The organism is Polaribacter huanghezhanensis (assembly GCF_030444335.1).
GTDB classification, from domain to species: Bacteria; Bacteroidota; Bacteroidia; order Flavobacteriales; family Flavobacteriaceae; genus Polaribacter; species Polaribacter huanghezhanensis.
This window is the reverse complement of the sequence record NZ_CP128595.1, coordinates 1,435,087-1,450,934: the sequence shown is the minus strand read 5'-3', so window position 1 is coordinate 1,450,934 and position 15,848 is coordinate 1,435,087. Positions and strand designations below refer to the sequence as shown.

Below are 15,848 nucleotides of genomic sequence, written 5' to 3'. Positions count from 1 at the left end.
ATTATTTTAGCTTAATTTTATCTGCATCCGGCCAATTCCATTTCCCTATAATTGTTCCTTTTTGCAACATCATAATCCCTGGATTTGCTCTTACCATTGTTTTTAACGTTGTTGCGTCGCAAAACAGAAAATCAAATGGCAGTTCGTATTTTTCTTTTGCTAATAACAATTCATCTGTAAAAGAAGCTGACGCTCCATAGACAGAATATCCTTTTGCAATTGCTTTATCAGCAAATTCTTTGATCGTTTTAAATCCGTTTTTGTCTGCTTTATCTAAAGAATGCACAATAATTAAAATGACTTTGTTTTTTGCTAAAATTTCTGGTGCTAAATCTGCTTGAGCATCTTCTAAATAGAAATCATGAATTTTAGGAAGTTCACCATCATCTTTATATTTCATTCCTTCTGTAATATTTTTTCCAATTGCATAAGGTCTAAAATCGATAATTGGCAAATGCACCAAAACGTAATAAGTTGTGTATAAAAAAGAGGCAAAAAACAAGATCGTAATTGCTTGCGAAACTTTTACAGAAAATATAGATTTGATGTCTTTTGCTCTAAAAAGCATTAAGAGAATTAACCCAATTAAAAGTACATTTTTGTAGAAGGTTTCCCAAGGAGTTAATTTGATGGCGTCGCCAAAACAACCGCAATCTGTTACTTTATTGTAATAGGCAGAATACCAAGTTAAGAACAAAAAGATGGTTGATAAAACGAGTAAACTCCATAAAGTTATTTTTGCTTTATTACCTAATAATAGTATGATTCCCAGCATAATTTCTGCTAGAATTAAAATGATAGAAAATGCCAATGCATACGGAATTAAATATTCCATATCCAACACACTTTGACTAAAATACTCTTCGAATTTGTATTGAGAACCAATTGGATCTACCAATTTTACAAAGCCAGAAAAGACAAACATCGCTCCGACAAAGATTCTTGAAATGTGTACTAGTAGTTTCATAATTTTTTATTTCTATATAAGATTGGTTTCATATTCTCTTCATTTATATTTATATAATGAAAAGCATAAATTAATCTTATTTTTATATTTTCTTTATTAAATCTTTTATAGTAAAATATTAAAAGTATTGGTGTTGAAGGAGTATAAAAATCTCCACTTACTTGAAATCTTTCAAAATACCCTTCAATATATTTATTTTCTTTTGAAAATGTTTTTACAAATTTAGCATACTTACTTATACTTTTATTATCAAACACTTTAAGGTGATAATATTTATATTTTACCTCATTTTCACTATCTGGAAATTGTGTTCCAGCTCCTTCTTCCCAAAACTCATTAAAAAAAGGTCGTGATAATTTTGAATATAATTTTTCTTGCTCTTTATAATCAAAAGTGTTCATCATGTTTTCATCAACCATCCTTATTGAATCACGCTTCAAAAAACTATTATAACATTTTTCTTTGTTTTTTATATTCTCATTATTACAAATCTGTTCTTCAAAAAAATCCACAATCTTTGCTAAATCTTTTAATTCAGAAGTCGAAAATGATGCTGATAATAATGTATCAGCTTTCATTTCTTTAAAAGTTGATGTTTCATTTTTAGCACAACTTATAAAAAGTACAATTGAAACTAGCAAAACAAACTTTTTCATAAACTTATTTTAAAAACTTCTCAATCCTTTTTCTTTTTATCTCGACTCCGCTCGATATGACAGAAAAACACTCGAAGTGACAACAACTTTGAGCCTTTGAGCCTTTGCCACTTTGAACCTTAGAACCTTTGCAACTTATTTCCCCATATGAATCATCGCAAAAATTGCATAATTAATCATGTCTTGATAATTGGCATCAATCCCTTCAGAAACCAATGTTTCTCCTTTATTATTTTCAATTGTTTTTACGCGCAATAGTTTTTGCAAAATCAAATCTGTTAAGCTAGAAATTCGCATATCTCGCCAAGCTTCGCCATAATCGTGATTTTTATTTTCCATCAATTCTTTGGTGGTTGCAATGTGTTTGTCGTACAATCCTGTTGCTTCTTCTGTAGAAATATCTGGATTTTCAACAACTCCTAATTCAATCTGAACCAACGCCATTACACAATAATTGACAATTCCGATAAACTCACCTCGCTCACCTTCATCAACTTTTCTCACATCATTTTCTTGCAATTGCCGAATGCGTTGTGCTTTGATAAAAATCTGATCTGTTAACGATGGTAAACGTAAAATTCGCCATGCGCTACCATAATCGCTCATTTTTTTAATGAACAAACTTCTACATTCTTCTACTACAGCATTGTATTGTTTTGAGGTGTTTTGCATTCTTTATGGTAAAAAGTATTTTTGTAAAAACAATCTTTGATTGCTTTTTATTTAATTATTTTTCTGATATCTCCGTAAAAATAGTAAATCTTACATCCTTTTCGTTTATTTTTACCATGAATTTTACAAATCTCTTTGATGAAAAAAATAGTTGTTTTTTGCGGTTCTAGTGTTGGATTTAATGCTGTTTATAAAGAAGCTGCCATTGAGTTGGGAAAAGCATTTGTAAAAAACAACACTGCAATGGTTTATGGCGGCGGAAAAATTGGAATGATGGGAATTATTGCAGATACAATTCTTGCTGAAAAAGGAAATGTTATTGGTGTGATTCCGAAGTTATTAGAAAAAGAAGAAGTGGTTCACAGAGAAGTTACTGAGCTGATCATCACCAAAAAAATGAGCGAACGCAAAGTAATTATGAGCAAATTGGTTGATGGATATATTACGTTGCCTGGCGGATTTGGAACCTTAGATGAGTTGTTTGAAGCATTGACTTTAGGACAATTACACATCGAACAGAAACCAATCGGAATTTTAAATGTAAATGGATTTTTTAATCACACATTACAACAATTAGATGTGATGGTAAAAGAAGGATATCTAAAACCACAAAACCGAGAATTGTTATTGGTAGATACAACTGTTGATGGTTTGTTAGCAAAAATGTACGCGTATAAAGCTCCAGAAAAATCGCACGTTATAAATAAAGTTGTACGTTAAAATGACGATAAATTGTAAAGGCAAACTGATTGATATTTCTTCTCCAAAAGTGATGGGGATTTTAAATATTACGCCAGATTCTTTCTTTGATGGCGGTTCGTATAAAAACGAAACTGACATTTTACAAAAAGTAGAAAAAATGCTTTCTGAAGGTGCCACTTTTATTGATGTTGGCGCGTATTCTTCAAGACCTGGCGCAATGCATATCTCTGAAGAAGAAGAATTGCAACGCATTGTTCCAATTATAAAGTTATTAGTACATCATTATCCAGAAATTATTATTTCTGTGGATACTTTTAGAAGTGCCGTCGCTAAAAAAACTGTGGAAGCTGGCGCAGCAATCATCAACGATATTTCTGGCGGAAAAATGGATGTAAACATGTTTAAAACGGTTGCAGACTTACAAGTTCCGTATATAATCATGCACATGCTCGGCACTCCACAAAGCATGCAAAAAAACCCGAAATATGAAGATCTAACGAAGGAAGTGATTTCGTTTTTTGCGGAGCAGCTTGCTAAATTACATCAACTAAAAGTAAACGATGTACTTATTGATGTTGGTTTTGGATTTGGAAAAACCATCGAACACAATTACGAATTATTGAAAAATTTAGCACTTTTTAAAAACTTGGACTCCCCAATCTTAGTCGGGATTTCTAGAAAATCGATGTTGTACAAACCTTTAGAAATCACAGCACAATTAGCATTAAACGCAACCACTTCTGCAAACACCATTGCTCTGTTAAATGGCGCAAACATCTTGCGAGTTCACGATGTAAAAGAAGCGATGGAAGCAATTAAAATTGTTGAGCAACTCTCTTAATTTTTCTGTACATTTACAGCATCAGCAAAAAAAACAATGTTAGACTTTATCGATTTTTCTATTTTAGACATTCTAGATATTCTTCTAGTTGCTGCATTATTGTATTATATTTACAAATTATTAAAAGGTACAGTTGCCATTAATATTTTCTTAGGAATTGCTTTTATTTTCTTGATTTGGAAAGTAACGCAGGCTTTAAAAATGGAAATGTTAAGTGGAATTTTAGGTTATTTATTAAGTGGTGGAGTCATCGCTTTAATCATTGTGTTTCAACAAGAAATTAGAAAGTTTTTATTAATGATAGGAACTACAAATTTCTCATCAAAAAGAAGTTTTTTAAAGCAATTGAAATTCTTAAAATCAGAAATTGAATCTGAAACAGATGTGGATACAATTGTAAATTCGTGTATCAAATTATCAAAAACAAAAACGGGTGCTTTAATTGTGATTGAACGCACAAATAACCTAGATTTTTTAGGAAACAACGGAGACAAGATGAATGCTGCTGTAAACGAAGCAATTATAGAAAGTATTTTTTATAAAAACAGTCCGTTACACGATGGCGCAACTATTATTAGAGATAATTTTATTGTGGCAACTCGGGTGGTTTTACCGTTGTCTAATGAAAAAATTCCTGCTCGTTTTGGCTTGCGTCATAAAGCAGCAATTGGAGTTACAGAAAAAACTGATGCTCTGTGTTTATTAGTTTCAGAAGAAACTGGTGAAATTTCTTATATCAAAGATGGTACTTTTGATTTGTATTCAGATTACAGTGAGTTGATAGAAAAAATCAAAGAAGATTTAAATTAAACCGCTTCTACACTACTAAATTGCTTGTCGTACAGATTTTTATAATATCCATCTGGTTTTTCTAACAATTCTTGATGCGTTCCTTCTTCAACAATCAATCCTTTGTCCATTACAATAATTTTATCCGCCATTTTTATCGTTGCCAATCTGTGTGCAATTACAATGGATGTTCTTCCTTTTGTAATGGTGTCGGTTGCGTATTGAATCATTTGTTCTGCATTAGAATCTACAGACGATGTTGCTTCGTCTAAAATTAAAATGCTTGGTTTGCTTACATACGCTCTTAAAAATGCGATTAATTGTCGCTGACCAGAAGATAACATGGCGCCTCTTTCTTTTACATTGTAATGATATCCGCCAGGTAACGTCATGATAAAATCGTGAATTCCAATTTGTTTTGCAGCTTCTTCAACCTCTTCAAAAGAGGTGTTTTCATTTTTTAAAGTGATGTTGTTTAAAATGGAGTCTGAAAACAAAAAGACATCTTGCAACACAATTGCAATTTGATTTCGCAAAGAAGTAATTTCATAGTCTTTTACAGAAACTCCATCAACGCAAATTTCTCCTGAATTGATTTCATAAAAACGATTTATTAAATTGATAATGGTCGATTTTCCTGCTCCGGTTGATCCAACAATAGCAATCGTTTGTCCTTTTTCTACTTGTAATGAAACTCCTTTTAAAACTTCTTCGCCTTTTATATAACTAAAACGAACATCTTTAAATTCGATTTTTCCTTGTAAATTTTCTGCGAAAACAGTTCCGTTTTTATCAATACTACTTTGAGTGTCTAATACTCCAAAAACACGTTCTCCTGAAACAATTCCCATTTGTAACGTATTAAATTTATCAGCAATTTGACGTAAAGGTCTAAACAACATTTGCGTCATCATAATAAAACTCATAATTTCTCCAGGCTCAACATCCACATTATTTACCGATTGCAAACCACCGTACCAAACTAATAATCCAATGGCAATTGAAGATAAAACTTCTGCTACAGGAAAGAAAATAGAATAATACCAAACTGCTTTGATATGTGCTTTTTTATGTTTATCGTTGATGTTCATAAACTTCTCGTACTCTATTTTTTCTCTACTAAATAATTGTACGATGTTCATTCCTGTAACTCTTTCTTGAACAAATCCGTTTAGATTTGCAACTTGAGTTCTCACTTCTTGAAAAGTAGATTTTATAGCAATTTGGAATAATTTGGTTGCATAAATTAAGATTGGTAAAACCGCTAAGGCGATCAATGCCAATTGCCAGTTCATAAAAAACATGACAACAATTACGACCACCATTTTTAGAATATCACTAATAATCATAAACAAACCCTGACTAAAAGAACTTGCAATGGTTTCGATATCAGAAACGACTCTTGTCACTAATCTTCCAACAGAAGTTGTATCGAAATACGACATTTTAAATTGTAGAATATGTCTAAATATTTTGGCGCGCATATCTCTAATAATATGTTGCCCAATCCAATTGGCAAAATAGATAAACAACACTTGTAAAAGCACTTCTGCAATTAATACAACAAGCATTAATAATGTAAAATACAATAAGGTATCTTCATTTTTATTGGTCGTAAAATCTTTTACCGCTTCTTTCAATAAATAAGGTCTGTAAGCAGATAAAAATGCTGTAGCAATTACGGCAACAGTTGCAACAATAAAATGAGTTCTATAACTTTTTGCAAAGCCTAAAATCCTCATAAATATTTTTGCGTCAAATGCTTTCCCTGACTCTTTTTTACTCATAATTAATAGGTGATTTCTGTTAAAAATAAACCTTTTGCAGGAACTGACAATCCTGCGTTCGCTCTATCTTTACTTAAAATAATAGTTCTAAAATCTTCTTTATTAATTTTGTTTTTTCCCACATCAACCAACGTACCAACAATTGCTCTGACCATATTTCTTAAAAAACGATTTGCCGTTATATGAAATATAAGTTGATTGCCTTCTTGAATCCAAACTGCTTTTGTTACCTTACAATTAAACGTTTTTACTTCTGTTTTTACTTTAGAAAATGCTTGAAAATTTTCATATTCTAACAAAATTTCAGCAGCTTCATTCATAGCATCAACATCTAACTTTTGATGAAATAATTGCCATGTCGTTTCTAGCAAAAATGGATTTCTTCCTAACCAAATTCTATATTTATAACTTCTGGTAAGCGCATCAAATCTTGCATGCTTCTCTTCAGCAACTTTTACTACATGATGCACAACAATATCTTCTGGCAACATCGAATTTAGTTTAAAAACAATATTTTTATCCAATATTGTCTCAGAATCAAAATGTGCAAACATCTGTGAGGCATGAACTCCTGTATCTGTTCTACCGGCTCCAACAACACTAATTTCTTCTTGTAAAACTGTGCTTATCGCCTTGTTAAGCTCTTCTTGAATTGAGTTCGCGTCAGGTTGTACTTGCCAACCGTGATAATTTTTACCTAGGTATGAAAGTTCTATAAAATATCTCAAAAAACAGTACTTTTGTTAACATCAAAACTACATAAATTAATTTGTTATTAGCATTTTTAAAACGTGAAAAAGATTCTTCTATTGTCAGACACTCATAGTTATATGGATACACAAATTTTAAAATTTGTAAAACAAGCTGACGAAGTTTGGCATGCTGGTGATATTGGCAATTTACAAGTAACCGACACTATAAAATCGTTAAAACCTTTGCGTGCTGTTTACGGAAATATTGATGCTGCTGATGCGCGATTAGAATTCTCTTTAGACAACAAATTTACAGTTGAAAATGTAACTGTTTGGATGACTCATATTGGTGGATATCCTGGTAGATATAATCCACGAGTTAGAGAAGAACTACAACAAAATGCGCCACAATTATTTATTTGCGGTCATTCTCATATTTTAAAAGTGCAGTTTGATAAAAAACTAAATCTATTGCATTTAAATCCTGGTGCTGCAGGAAATCATGGTTTTCATAAAGTAAGAACAATGATTCGGTTTACGATTGATAAAAAAGAAATAAAAGATATGGAAGTGATTGAATTGGCTACGCGCGACTAGTTTCTTTTTTTTCTAAAATCGGCAATTCAATTTTAATTCTTGTTCCTGTTTGAGAATTAGAATCTATCCTAAATCTCCCTTTCATCATTTGTATTCTAGCTTCGATTTGATTAATTCCTAATCCGTCTTTTTTAGCAATTTCTGTTTTGTCAAACCCTTCGCCATCATCTTGTATATCTACAAATAAAATTCCTTTTTTGTCTTCCATTTGCACAGTTGCTTTTGTGGCATTACTGTGTTTTAAAATATTATTGACCAACTCTTGAATGATATTATTTGCTTTTATTTCAAAACTTTGTTGATAGCGTCTTACATTTTTTATAGTCGTTTTAATTTCAATTTTTGAATTTGAATATTTTTCTGCCATATCTTTAATAGCATATTTTAATCCAAATTTTAAAAGAACAGACGAGACTAACGTATGTGATAAATCTCGAATTGTTTGAGAAGCTTCTATAATTATTTTTTGCGTTTTATCAATTTCTAAAGGAGCTTTTTCTTTGAATTGCATTTTACTTGCCTGTAAATGCAAATTGGCAGAAGACAATAAAGAACTTACACTATCGTGTAATGTTTCTGCAATTTGTTTCCGCTCTGCTTCTTTACCATCTAATGTTGCGTTTAAAATACGCACCTGAGAATCAGACTTTAATTTTTCTAACTTGCTTTCTTGTGATAATTTGGTTTGGTCTAAATGTAGTTTTAAGTTCTTTTGGCGCAATTTATAATTGTAAATAACAACTCCAGAAATTATAATGATTAACAAACTTAAGATTCCAAAAAACCAAGCCGTTTTCTTTTCCTCCGCTTTCTTTAAGGCTACTTGATTTTTTACTAATTCTACTTTATATTGCTCTTCATATTCTGCATAAACCCCTTTAACGATTCTTTTAAATTCTCTGGCTGTTAAGGTGTCTTTAAAAACAAAAGATTGATCTAAATACTCATACGCCTTATAATCTTTCTGCATATATAAAATATATGCCAAATTGTAATATAAATCTTCTTTGTTTTTAATAGCAACAATACTTTTATCATTTTTAATTAACCCAATTGCTTTCGTATAGATTTCTTTCGCCTTAGCATAGTTTTTCTCAACTAAATAAATGTTCGCTAAATTGTTTAACGCACTAGCTTCTGAGAGTTTATTACTGTTGCTCTTATAAATTTCTACGGCTTTTAAAGCATATTCTTTTGCCAAAACAAAGTTTTCTTTTTCCAACTGTATGGCTGATAAGTTTGTATAACCAGATGCTTTAATGTCTGGAAAGTCATTTAAAGATGAAATATCTATGATTTTCTTAAAATAAATAGCGGCACTGTCTTTTTTATTTAATTTATAGTACTCACTACCTATATTTAATAAGGTATTCGCTATTTTTTTCTCTCTTTCAAATGATTTGTCTAAAAAAAAAGGCTTATTGTCTTTAAAATGCTCATTTTCTGTTAACAGGTACAATGCTTTTTTATAGTAGATTAATGCTTTTTGATGAAGATTTCTTTTTTTAAAAATTTTACCAATTAAAAAGGTGTTTGCATATTTTATCTCTACACTATTTTTCTGTTCTAAACTTGTATCTAGATGCAGAGCCAACTTTAAAGCAGTAGTAAAATCTTCTTTTTCATATAATTGCTTTATAAGTTGGTATTCTTGTAGATAGGTAGTATCTTTTTCTTGTAATACAACTAAAGGAAAAACAGGTTTTAATCGTGTTTCTCCTTTAGTGCTAGGGTTCGCTTTTGATTGAAAATTAAAAAAAAAAAGGATTCCCAATAAAAATAATCTTTCAATCGTTTTACTCATTAATATCTTGTACTTGTTATGATTTTACTCACTAGAAACAATAATAACTCTTGGTATTGTACTAGTACTTTCTGCTAATCCTTTACCTAGTAGATTATGGTTTACAAAATCTAACTTTAATACACCTGTATCTGGTACAGTTAATGTTCTAGAAAATTTACTATCAGAACTGGTTCCTTTAGACAAATGCACTTCATAAGTTGCTGAATCTTTATTGAAAACAAATTCTGTTTTTATATTATTATTTACTTCAAAATCCAGCTGAATAGAACCATCTTTATTGGTTGACAATTTATATTCTTTTAAAAATTTTGTAGTGCTCCCTTTCGCAAAGGTAATGTTTTCATCTTCAATAGAAAACTTCATTTGTTTTCCAGTCTCATTGTCAAAAAAACCAATACGTAATGTATTATTATCTAGCATAAAATCATTTCTATATTGATCTTTGGTATCTTGACTTACCTTGTTTAAATGCACTTCGTTCATTAAAGAATTCATGTTTTTATGAACATCTGGCAAGGTATTACTCGCAACAACATAATCTACAGAGTATGCTCCAGAAGCATCTCTTTTTAATTGAACTTGTTTTAATAAAGGTGCTTGAGGTGTTTCTAATCCTGTTTCGTTTGTTGAACAAGAAGCAAAACTAAAAGCTAAAACTATGGCTAAAATACCTACACTTAGTTTTTTCATGGTGATAAATTTTAATTTGATTATACTTAATTATTTGTTATTATAAAAATGAGTGAGATAGCAATACCGTAATTATATAGGCTTGGGGGATTTCTTTTTCAGGGGGATAAGTTTTTGATTTCAGAAATATTCTATTTTGGGGAATAGAATTCTATATAATTTTATTTTTAACGGCAAACATTGCTAAGCCCACTGCATTTTTTACATTTAATTTTTTTAATAAATTTTTTCTATACGTTTCTACTGTATTGACACTTAAAAATAACCGATCTGCCATTTCTTGTGTACTATATTCTTTTACTATCAGTTTTAATACTTCAATTTCTCTTTCCGTTAAACTACTTATTACATCAAAATCTGGCCTAGAACCTTCAACTACATTATACCCTAGCGCTAGATTAAACAACCCTTCTTTAATATCATCACTAAAGTAAGGATCTCCATTGTAAACAGATTTTATTGCTTTTAAAATATGCTCACCTGCACTTGTTTTTGATATAAAACCATCAGCTCCGTAAGTTGTTAACTCTTTAACCAATTTAGCGTCATCATAACTAGATAACATAATGATTTTTTGATGTTTTTCCTTTTTATTAAACTTTTTCAACACTTCTATACCATCTAACTCAGGCATATTAATATCTAACACCAAAATATCTGCTTCGTTAGCTTTAAACCATTCTACAACTTTTTTCCCTGTTAATGAATAGCCAACAACCTCAATATCTTTATCAGTATTTAACATCGCGATAATTCCTTCTATCAGAATCATATGATCATCTGCGACATGAACTTTAATTTTTCCTTTCATAATTAATTACTTTACAAATTTAAATCACAAAAACAGTTTATACAATACCCATTTATGGGGTATTTATACCTCACGGAAAACCGTGAGTCGACTCACGGAAAACCGTGAGTTGCCCCTCTCACGGTTTTCCGTGAGTTGAACTCATAAATATTTGATATACTGTTAGTTAAACGTGATGTTTTTTAAATATTTTTTAGACCACTAATCTACAAAAATAAATCTCTTAATTTTTTTCTTCCTTTTTATCGAAAATAGAAATGCGCAAAAAGCCAATAATACACCTATAATTATACAAACTAAAAAACCGAAGTATCAAACTTCGGCTTTTTCGCACTAAATATACTAAGATGTTAGGTTTACCTTAATCTGTCAACAGATTTTACGAGATCTTCATCCTTTTTTATCGCCTTATTAGCCAAAGCCAACAACACAATAACTATGATAGGAATAAACATCCCAATACCCTTCTCAGAAACTTGCGCTTCTCCAGATATCGTTAGTGACACATATATAAGTACACCTAATAAATAGAAGTTAATTAACATATTTATTCTACCTATTACAAATTGTAGTTGTCTATTTTTAAATAAAAAGATGGCAACTACTGATAATAGGGCAGATAATAAATATGAAAAAAATATTGTCTTTATAAGTAAACTTGTTTCGTTTATTAAATCTTGAGCAAAAATAATTTTTGTCGATTTTTCTATCCATAAACTAAATACAAAAATCAATCCGCCAGAAAATAATGAGGCGCATAATAAATATAATGTTTGAATTCTTTGTATCATTAATATGGATTGGACAACAAAAGTAAAACTTTCTTTTTTTAAAAAGAAACATTGTAGTTAAAAATAATTACATATATTTGCTTATAATTCAACTACACACTAGTACTAGCATAAAGCTTTACGATACTGATCCAAAAAAATTTAATACAAAAGTTCTTAATTATCTTAAGAAAAATCCCACTATATTAATTTAACAATGTAAAAATGTTCGAAATTACAGAACTGAAAGCCAAAACTCTTACTGAATTACAAGAGATTGCAAAAACTATTGGACTATCTAAAACGAGTCAATTAAAAAAATTAGATCTTGTATATCAAATCTTAGATACTCAGGCCGCGAATCTTGCAAATCAAGAAAAACCAAAAGCCGAAAAACCAAAAAGAAAAAGAGTTGTCAAAAAAGTTATCCATCAAAAAACTGAAGAAAAGACGGCTCCGATTGTAAAAGAAGAAAACAAGCAAAAACCAAAACCAACTCCGAGAGAAAAAGTAGCAGAATCGAAACCTGAAGTTCAAAAAACTGAAGAAAAAGAAGCTGCCACAACTACTGAGGAAAAGGTTGAAGTTAAAAAACCTGTCCATTCTAATCAGAATAATCCAAGACAGAACAACAATCAGAATAAAAACAGAAACAATAATCAACCAAGAGAAAAAGTTTCTAAAGGAAATAAAAGCAATACACGCTATAAAGATCCTGATTTTGAGTTTGATGGAATTATAGAAAGCGAGGGTGTTTTAGAAATGATGCCAGATGGTTATGGTTTTTTACGTTCTTCTGATTACAATTATTTATCATCTCCTGATGATATTTATGTATCACAATCTCAAATAAAATTATTTGGTTTAAAAACCGGAGATACCGTTAAAGGAAATGTTCGTCCGCCAAAAGAAGGTGAAAAATATTTTCCTTTAATTAGAGTCTCAAAAATTAATGGATTAAATCCAAATGTTGTTAGAGACCGTGTTTCTTTCGAACATTTAACTCCGTTATTTCCACAAGAAAAATTCAATTTAGCAGAAAAAGGAAGTTCTTTATCAACAAGAATTATCGATTTATTTTCTCCGATTGGGAAAGGACAACGTGGAATGATTGTAGCACAACCTAAAACAGGTAAAACAATGCTTCTAAAAGATGTTGCCAATGCAATTGCAGCAAATCATCCAGAAGTATATCAAATTGTTTTATTAATTGATGAAAGACCTGAAGAAGTTACAGACATGCAACGTAGTGTTCGTGGCGAAGTTGTTGCTTCAACTTTTGATGAACCTGCAGATAAACATGTACGTGTTGCAAATATTGTGTTAGAAAAAGCAAAACGTTTGGTAGAATGTGGACATGATGTTGTAATTCTTTTAGATTCGATCACTCGTTTGGCAAGAGCTTACAATACTGTTGCTCCTGCTTCTGGTAAAATTTTATCGGGTGGTATTGATGCAAACGCGTTGCACAAACCAAAAAGATTTTTTGGTGCAGCAAGAAATATTGAAGGCGGTGGCTCTTTAACTATTATTGCTACAGCACTAACAGAAACTGGCTCTAAGATGGACGAAGTAATTTTCGAAGAATTTAAAGGAACTGGTAATATGGAATTACAATTAGATAGAAATATTTCTAATAGAAGAATTTACCCTGCTATTGATTTAATTAAATCTAGTACACGTAGAGATGATTTATTGTTAGATGCTAAAATGGTTCAACGCATGTGGGTATTAAGAAAATATCTTGCTGATATGAACCCTGTGGAAGCAATGGAATTTATCAACGAACGAATTAAGTTCTCTAAAAACAATCAAGAGTTTTTAATCTCGATGAACGGATAATTAATTTATTAGAATACAGTTCATAAAAAAACCGAATCAATTAATTGATTCGGTTTTTTATGTTTTAATATTTTCAGGAATTACTCAATTCCATAAAAAGCTCCTCTATTATCAACAATCTCAGCAGCGTCTTTAATTGCATTATAGATTAAACCTGTCTGTGTTTTTCTAGTACTTGCTAATCTATTTCTATAAGAATCATAATTAGGTAAAGCTATTGGCGCTTCTCTTTTTGTAACCACAAAAGCAAAAACTCCTTTTTCTCCATTTACATTGTTAAACAATGTGTTCTCTTTTGCAGAATACATTGCTCCTACTATTTTAGGCTCAAATCCTACAGCCGAAATAATTGGAGATTGCATTGAAATTGCAGAAGCTGTTCTAACAGTTTGTTTTGTAGACTTCGCTATATCTGCTAAAGTTGCTCCAATCATTGTTTTATTAATGATTGCTGCTTTTTTCTGATTCATTAAAATTGGTCTCACCGTATTTGTTGCTCTTGCAGCAGACATTAGACCTTTAAATGTTTTATTTGTAATTATCGCAACAATATGGCCATTGTTTGTGTCAAATCTTTTGAAAGCTCCCACTTCGTTGTCTTTTTTATGAGCCCAACTAATTATTTCTCTTTGATTCCCAATTCCAGGAACAGTTTCATCTAGCATTTTTAAACCAAATCCAGATTGTGGAGTAACTCCTTTTTCTTTTGCAACATCATCAAACTTTGCTCCGCTTGTTAATGCTAAAGCAAATGTTTCTGCATTCTGAAAAATAGTATTTTCTGTAGCTTGTGATGCTTCTATTCTTCTACCAAAAGTTGCTAATTTTACAGCTTGCTGCTTGTTTTTACTTTCATCAATTCTAATAATGTGGTATCCAAACTTCGTTTTTACAACTTTAATGTCTCCTTTTTTACTAAAAAACAATCCGTTTCCAAAATCTTGATCTAGAGAAAAAGCTGCTTTAGCTGTAATCCAGCCTATATCTCCACCTTTCCCTTTTGTTCCGTCAGGATTAATTTCATCAGCAATTGCTGCAAACTTCTTTTTATTTCTTCTAACTAATTTAAAAATACTATCTGCAGATACTTTTGCTTGCTCTGCTGTTTTCTTCGTATCTGAACCAGCAGAAGCCGAGCCAATAAAAGGAATTAAAATATGTACTCCTTTAACAGAATCTGGAATTTGAACAACCTCATTTATTTTAGAAATTTTAAAAAAACCATTGTCTCTATATGGTCCAAAAACATCTCCTTTTTTTCCTTTAAAAACTTGGTCTGCAATAACTTCAGAAACTGTATTTTTAAAATTATAGCTATTGTCTAACGCTAAATCTGAACCGTTATCAACAAAAAACTCAGCATCATTTTTTGTGTTTTTAAATCCTTTTACACCATCTTTATCTTCTAATAAACCTGCAACTTCTTTTTTAATTGCATCTAAATCTCCTTGCGTTGGAACAATATCAAACTTTACATATTTAATATCTGTTGAAGCATCTACTTTAAATGTTACTGGATTTGCTTTTATGTAAGTTTCAATTTCTGATTTTGTAACAGTGATTAAACTATCTGCAACTGTTGCATAAGGAACATACACATATTGAGACGTTATTTTTGTATTATCTGTTAGATACTGTAATTCTCCTTCTTTTAAAGAAGCGCCTACACCAGCAGTAATTAAATTATTATAGGTTGATGTTTCTAATCCGCTTTTAAGTTGCCCCATAAAACCTGACCAAGCATTCCAAACCTCAGAATTGTCATCTTTTGCCAATGCTAAAAATTCTTTTAATTTTCCTTCGTCAAACAAACCAGCCGCGTTTAAGAAACGTTGATCTGTTTTTATTGATTGATTATCTATAAGAGCACTCCAAACATCATTCTCACCAACAGTAATACCTGCATCAGCTAATTGTGTTTGATAAATTTTTTCTCTTACTAAATTGTCCCAAACTATTTTAGAAGCTTGCATATCTGTAAGTCTATTACCAACTTGCGCTTTATATGCTTCTAGCGCTTCGCTAAAATCTTTTCTTGAAATTACTTCTCCACTAACTTCTCCAACAGTATTTACTTTTGTAGAATTGAAAAAATCTTGGATACTTGAAGGATCTAATACAAAAGCAAACAAAGCCAATCCTATTACTAGGATTAATGCCATTGAACGCTCTCTAATTTTAGATAAAATTGCCATACGTTATTTATTTAATTAACAGGGAGCGAA

General features: G+C 30.8%; 15 protein-coding genes. 5 read left to right on the top strand and 10 right to left on the bottom strand.

Annotation, left to right across the window (positions count from 1 at the left end; genetic code table 11):
* Position 1 precedes the first annotated feature (1 nt).
* The 3 genes from KCTC32516_RS06905 to KCTC32516_RS06895 form a co-directional block, all read right to left on the bottom strand.
* The gene (locus tag KCTC32516_RS06905) at positions 2-967 is read right to left on the bottom strand and encodes a BT_3928 family protein (RefSeq protein WP_301399687.1); all 966 of its coding nucleotides are present in this window, start codon (positions 965-967) and stop codon (positions 2-4) included.
* Positions 964-1,623, bottom strand: coding sequence for a hypothetical protein (locus KCTC32516_RS06900; RefSeq protein ID WP_301399686.1), 660 nt, complete (start codon positions 1,621-1,623; stop codon positions 964-966). The genes KCTC32516_RS06905 and KCTC32516_RS06900 overlap by 4 nt, the downstream gene beginning before the upstream one ends.
* A gap of 135 nt (positions 1,624-1,758) precedes the next feature.
* A complete protein-coding gene (locus KCTC32516_RS06895; RefSeq protein WP_301399685.1) occupies positions 1,759-2,295 on the bottom strand; it encodes a DUF1599 domain-containing protein in 537 nt (178 codons plus the stop codon).
* Positions 2,296-2,433: 138 nt separating this feature from the next.
* Between KCTC32516_RS06895 and KCTC32516_RS06890 the strand changes: the two genes are divergently transcribed.
* The 3 genes from KCTC32516_RS06890 to cdaA are packed head-to-tail and all read left to right on the top strand — an operon-like array spanning position 2,434 to position 4,648.
* A complete protein-coding gene (locus tag KCTC32516_RS06890) occupies positions 2,434-3,015 on the top strand; it encodes an LOG family protein (RefSeq protein WP_301399684.1) in 582 nt (193 codons plus the stop codon).
* Between the two features lies 1 nt (position 3,016).
* The gene (folP, locus tag KCTC32516_RS06885) at positions 3,017-3,838 is read left to right on the top strand and encodes a dihydropteroate synthase (RefSeq protein ID WP_301399682.1); all 822 of its coding nucleotides are present in this window, start codon (positions 3,017-3,019) and stop codon (positions 3,836-3,838) included.
* A 36-nt stretch (positions 3,839-3,874) separates the two neighbouring features.
* The gene (gene cdaA, locus KCTC32516_RS06880) at positions 3,875-4,648 is read left to right on the top strand and encodes a diadenylate cyclase CdaA (RefSeq protein ID WP_301399681.1); all 774 of its coding nucleotides are present in this window, start codon (positions 3,875-3,877) and stop codon (positions 4,646-4,648) included.
* On the opposite strand, the gene KCTC32516_RS06875 is transcribed toward cdaA, so the two are convergent.
* Positions 4,645-6,414, bottom strand: coding sequence for an ABC transporter ATP-binding protein (locus KCTC32516_RS06875; RefSeq protein ID WP_301399679.1), 1,770 nt, complete (start codon positions 6,412-6,414; stop codon positions 4,645-4,647). The two genes, cdaA and KCTC32516_RS06875, sit on opposite strands and share 4 nt — an antisense overlap.
* Before the next feature lie 2 nt (positions 6,415-6,416).
* Positions 6,417-7,142 carry a tRNA pseudouridine(38-40) synthase TruA gene (truA, locus tag KCTC32516_RS06870; protein WP_301399678.1) on the bottom strand — a complete coding sequence of 242 codons (726 nt, stop codon included), beginning with the start codon at positions 7,140-7,142 and terminating at the stop codon, positions 6,417-6,419.
* Positions 7,143-7,205: 63 nt separating this feature from the next.
* On the opposite strand from truA, the gene KCTC32516_RS06865 reads away from it, so the two are divergent.
* On the top strand, positions 7,206-7,703 hold the full coding sequence (locus KCTC32516_RS06865; protein WP_301399677.1) for a metallophosphoesterase family protein: 498 nt from the start codon (positions 7,206-7,208) through the stop codon (positions 7,701-7,703).
* Here KCTC32516_RS06865 and KCTC32516_RS06860 read toward each other — a convergent pair.
* The 4 genes from KCTC32516_RS06860 to KCTC32516_RS06845 form a co-directional block, all read right to left on the bottom strand.
* Positions 7,690-9,507: a tetratricopeptide repeat-containing sensor histidine kinase gene (locus KCTC32516_RS06860; RefSeq protein WP_301399676.1), complete on the bottom strand. Its 1,818-nt coding sequence runs from the start codon at positions 9,505-9,507 to the stop codon at positions 7,690-7,692. The two genes, KCTC32516_RS06865 and KCTC32516_RS06860, sit on opposite strands and share 14 nt — an antisense overlap.
* Positions 9,508-9,531: 24 nt before the next feature.
* The gene (locus KCTC32516_RS06855) at positions 9,532-10,200 is read right to left on the bottom strand and encodes a hypothetical protein (RefSeq protein ID WP_301399675.1); all 669 of its coding nucleotides are present in this window, start codon (positions 10,198-10,200) and stop codon (positions 9,532-9,534) included.
* Between the two features lie 151 nt (positions 10,201-10,351).
* Positions 10,352-11,011 carry a response regulator gene (locus tag KCTC32516_RS06850; RefSeq protein ID WP_301399674.1) on the bottom strand — a complete coding sequence of 220 codons (660 nt, stop codon included), beginning with the start codon at positions 11,009-11,011 and terminating at the stop codon, positions 10,352-10,354.
* 356 nt (positions 11,012-11,367) lie between these two features.
* Positions 11,368-11,802, bottom strand: coding sequence for a DUF4293 domain-containing protein (locus KCTC32516_RS06845; protein WP_301399673.1), 435 nt, complete (start codon positions 11,800-11,802; stop codon positions 11,368-11,370).
* Positions 11,803-12,006: 204 nt separating this feature from the next.
* On the opposite strand from KCTC32516_RS06845, the gene rho reads away from it, so the two are divergent.
* Positions 12,007-13,623, top strand: a complete 1,617-nt coding sequence (gene rho / locus KCTC32516_RS06840; protein ID WP_301399672.1) for a transcription termination factor Rho — start codon at positions 12,007-12,009, stop codon at positions 13,621-13,623.
* A gap of 80 nt (positions 13,624-13,703) precedes the next feature.
* Here rho and KCTC32516_RS06835 read toward each other — a convergent pair whose 3' ends face one another.
* Entirely contained in the window at positions 13,704-15,818 is a 2,115-nt protein-coding gene (locus KCTC32516_RS06835; RefSeq protein WP_301399671.1) for a peptidylprolyl isomerase, read from the bottom strand.
* Positions 15,819-15,848: the final 30 nt, after the last annotated feature.

Bases quoted from the DNA above. Each gene is read 5' to 3' on its own strand.
- KCTC32516_RS06905 (WP_301399687.1), bottom strand. From the start codon at position 967: ATGAAACTACTAGTACACATTTCAAGAATCTTTGTCGGAGCGATGTTT.
- KCTC32516_RS06900 (WP_301399686.1), bottom strand. From the start codon at position 1,623: ATGAAAAAGTTTGTTTTGCTAGTTTCAATTGTACTTTTTATAAGTTGT.
- KCTC32516_RS06895 (WP_301399685.1), bottom strand. From the start codon at position 2,295: ATGCAAAACACCTCAAAACAATACAATGCTGTAGTAGAAGAATGTAGA.
- KCTC32516_RS06890 (WP_301399684.1), top strand. From the start codon at position 2,434: ATGAAAAAAATAGTTGTTTTTTGCGGTTCTAGTGTTGGATTTAATGCT.
- folP (WP_301399682.1), top strand. From the start codon at position 3,017: ATGACGATAAATTGTAAAGGCAAACTGATTGATATTTCTTCTCCAAAA.
- cdaA (WP_301399681.1), top strand. From the start codon at position 3,875: ATGTTAGACTTTATCGATTTTTCTATTTTAGACATTCTAGATATTCTT.
- KCTC32516_RS06875 (WP_301399679.1), bottom strand. From the start codon at position 6,414: ATGAGTAAAAAAGAGTCAGGGAAAGCATTTGACGCAAAAATATTTATG.
- KCTC32516_RS06860 (WP_301399676.1), bottom strand. From the start codon at position 9,507: ATGAGTAAAACGATTGAAAGATTATTTTTATTGGGAATCCTTTTTTTT.
- KCTC32516_RS06855 (WP_301399675.1), bottom strand. From the start codon at position 10,200: ATGAAAAAACTAAGTGTAGGTATTTTAGCCATAGTTTTAGCTTTTAGT.
- KCTC32516_RS06850 (WP_301399674.1), bottom strand. From the start codon at position 11,011: ATGAAAGGAAAAATTAAAGTTCATGTCGCAGATGATCATATGATTCTG.
- KCTC32516_RS06845 (WP_301399673.1), bottom strand. From the start codon at position 11,802: ATGATACAAAGAATTCAAACATTATATTTATTATGCGCCTCATTATTT.
- rho (WP_301399672.1), top strand. From the start codon at position 12,007: ATGTTCGAAATTACAGAACTGAAAGCCAAAACTCTTACTGAATTACAA.
- KCTC32516_RS06835 (WP_301399671.1), bottom strand. From the start codon at position 15,818: ATGGCAATTTTATCTAAAATTAGAGAGCGTTCAATGGCATTAATCCTA.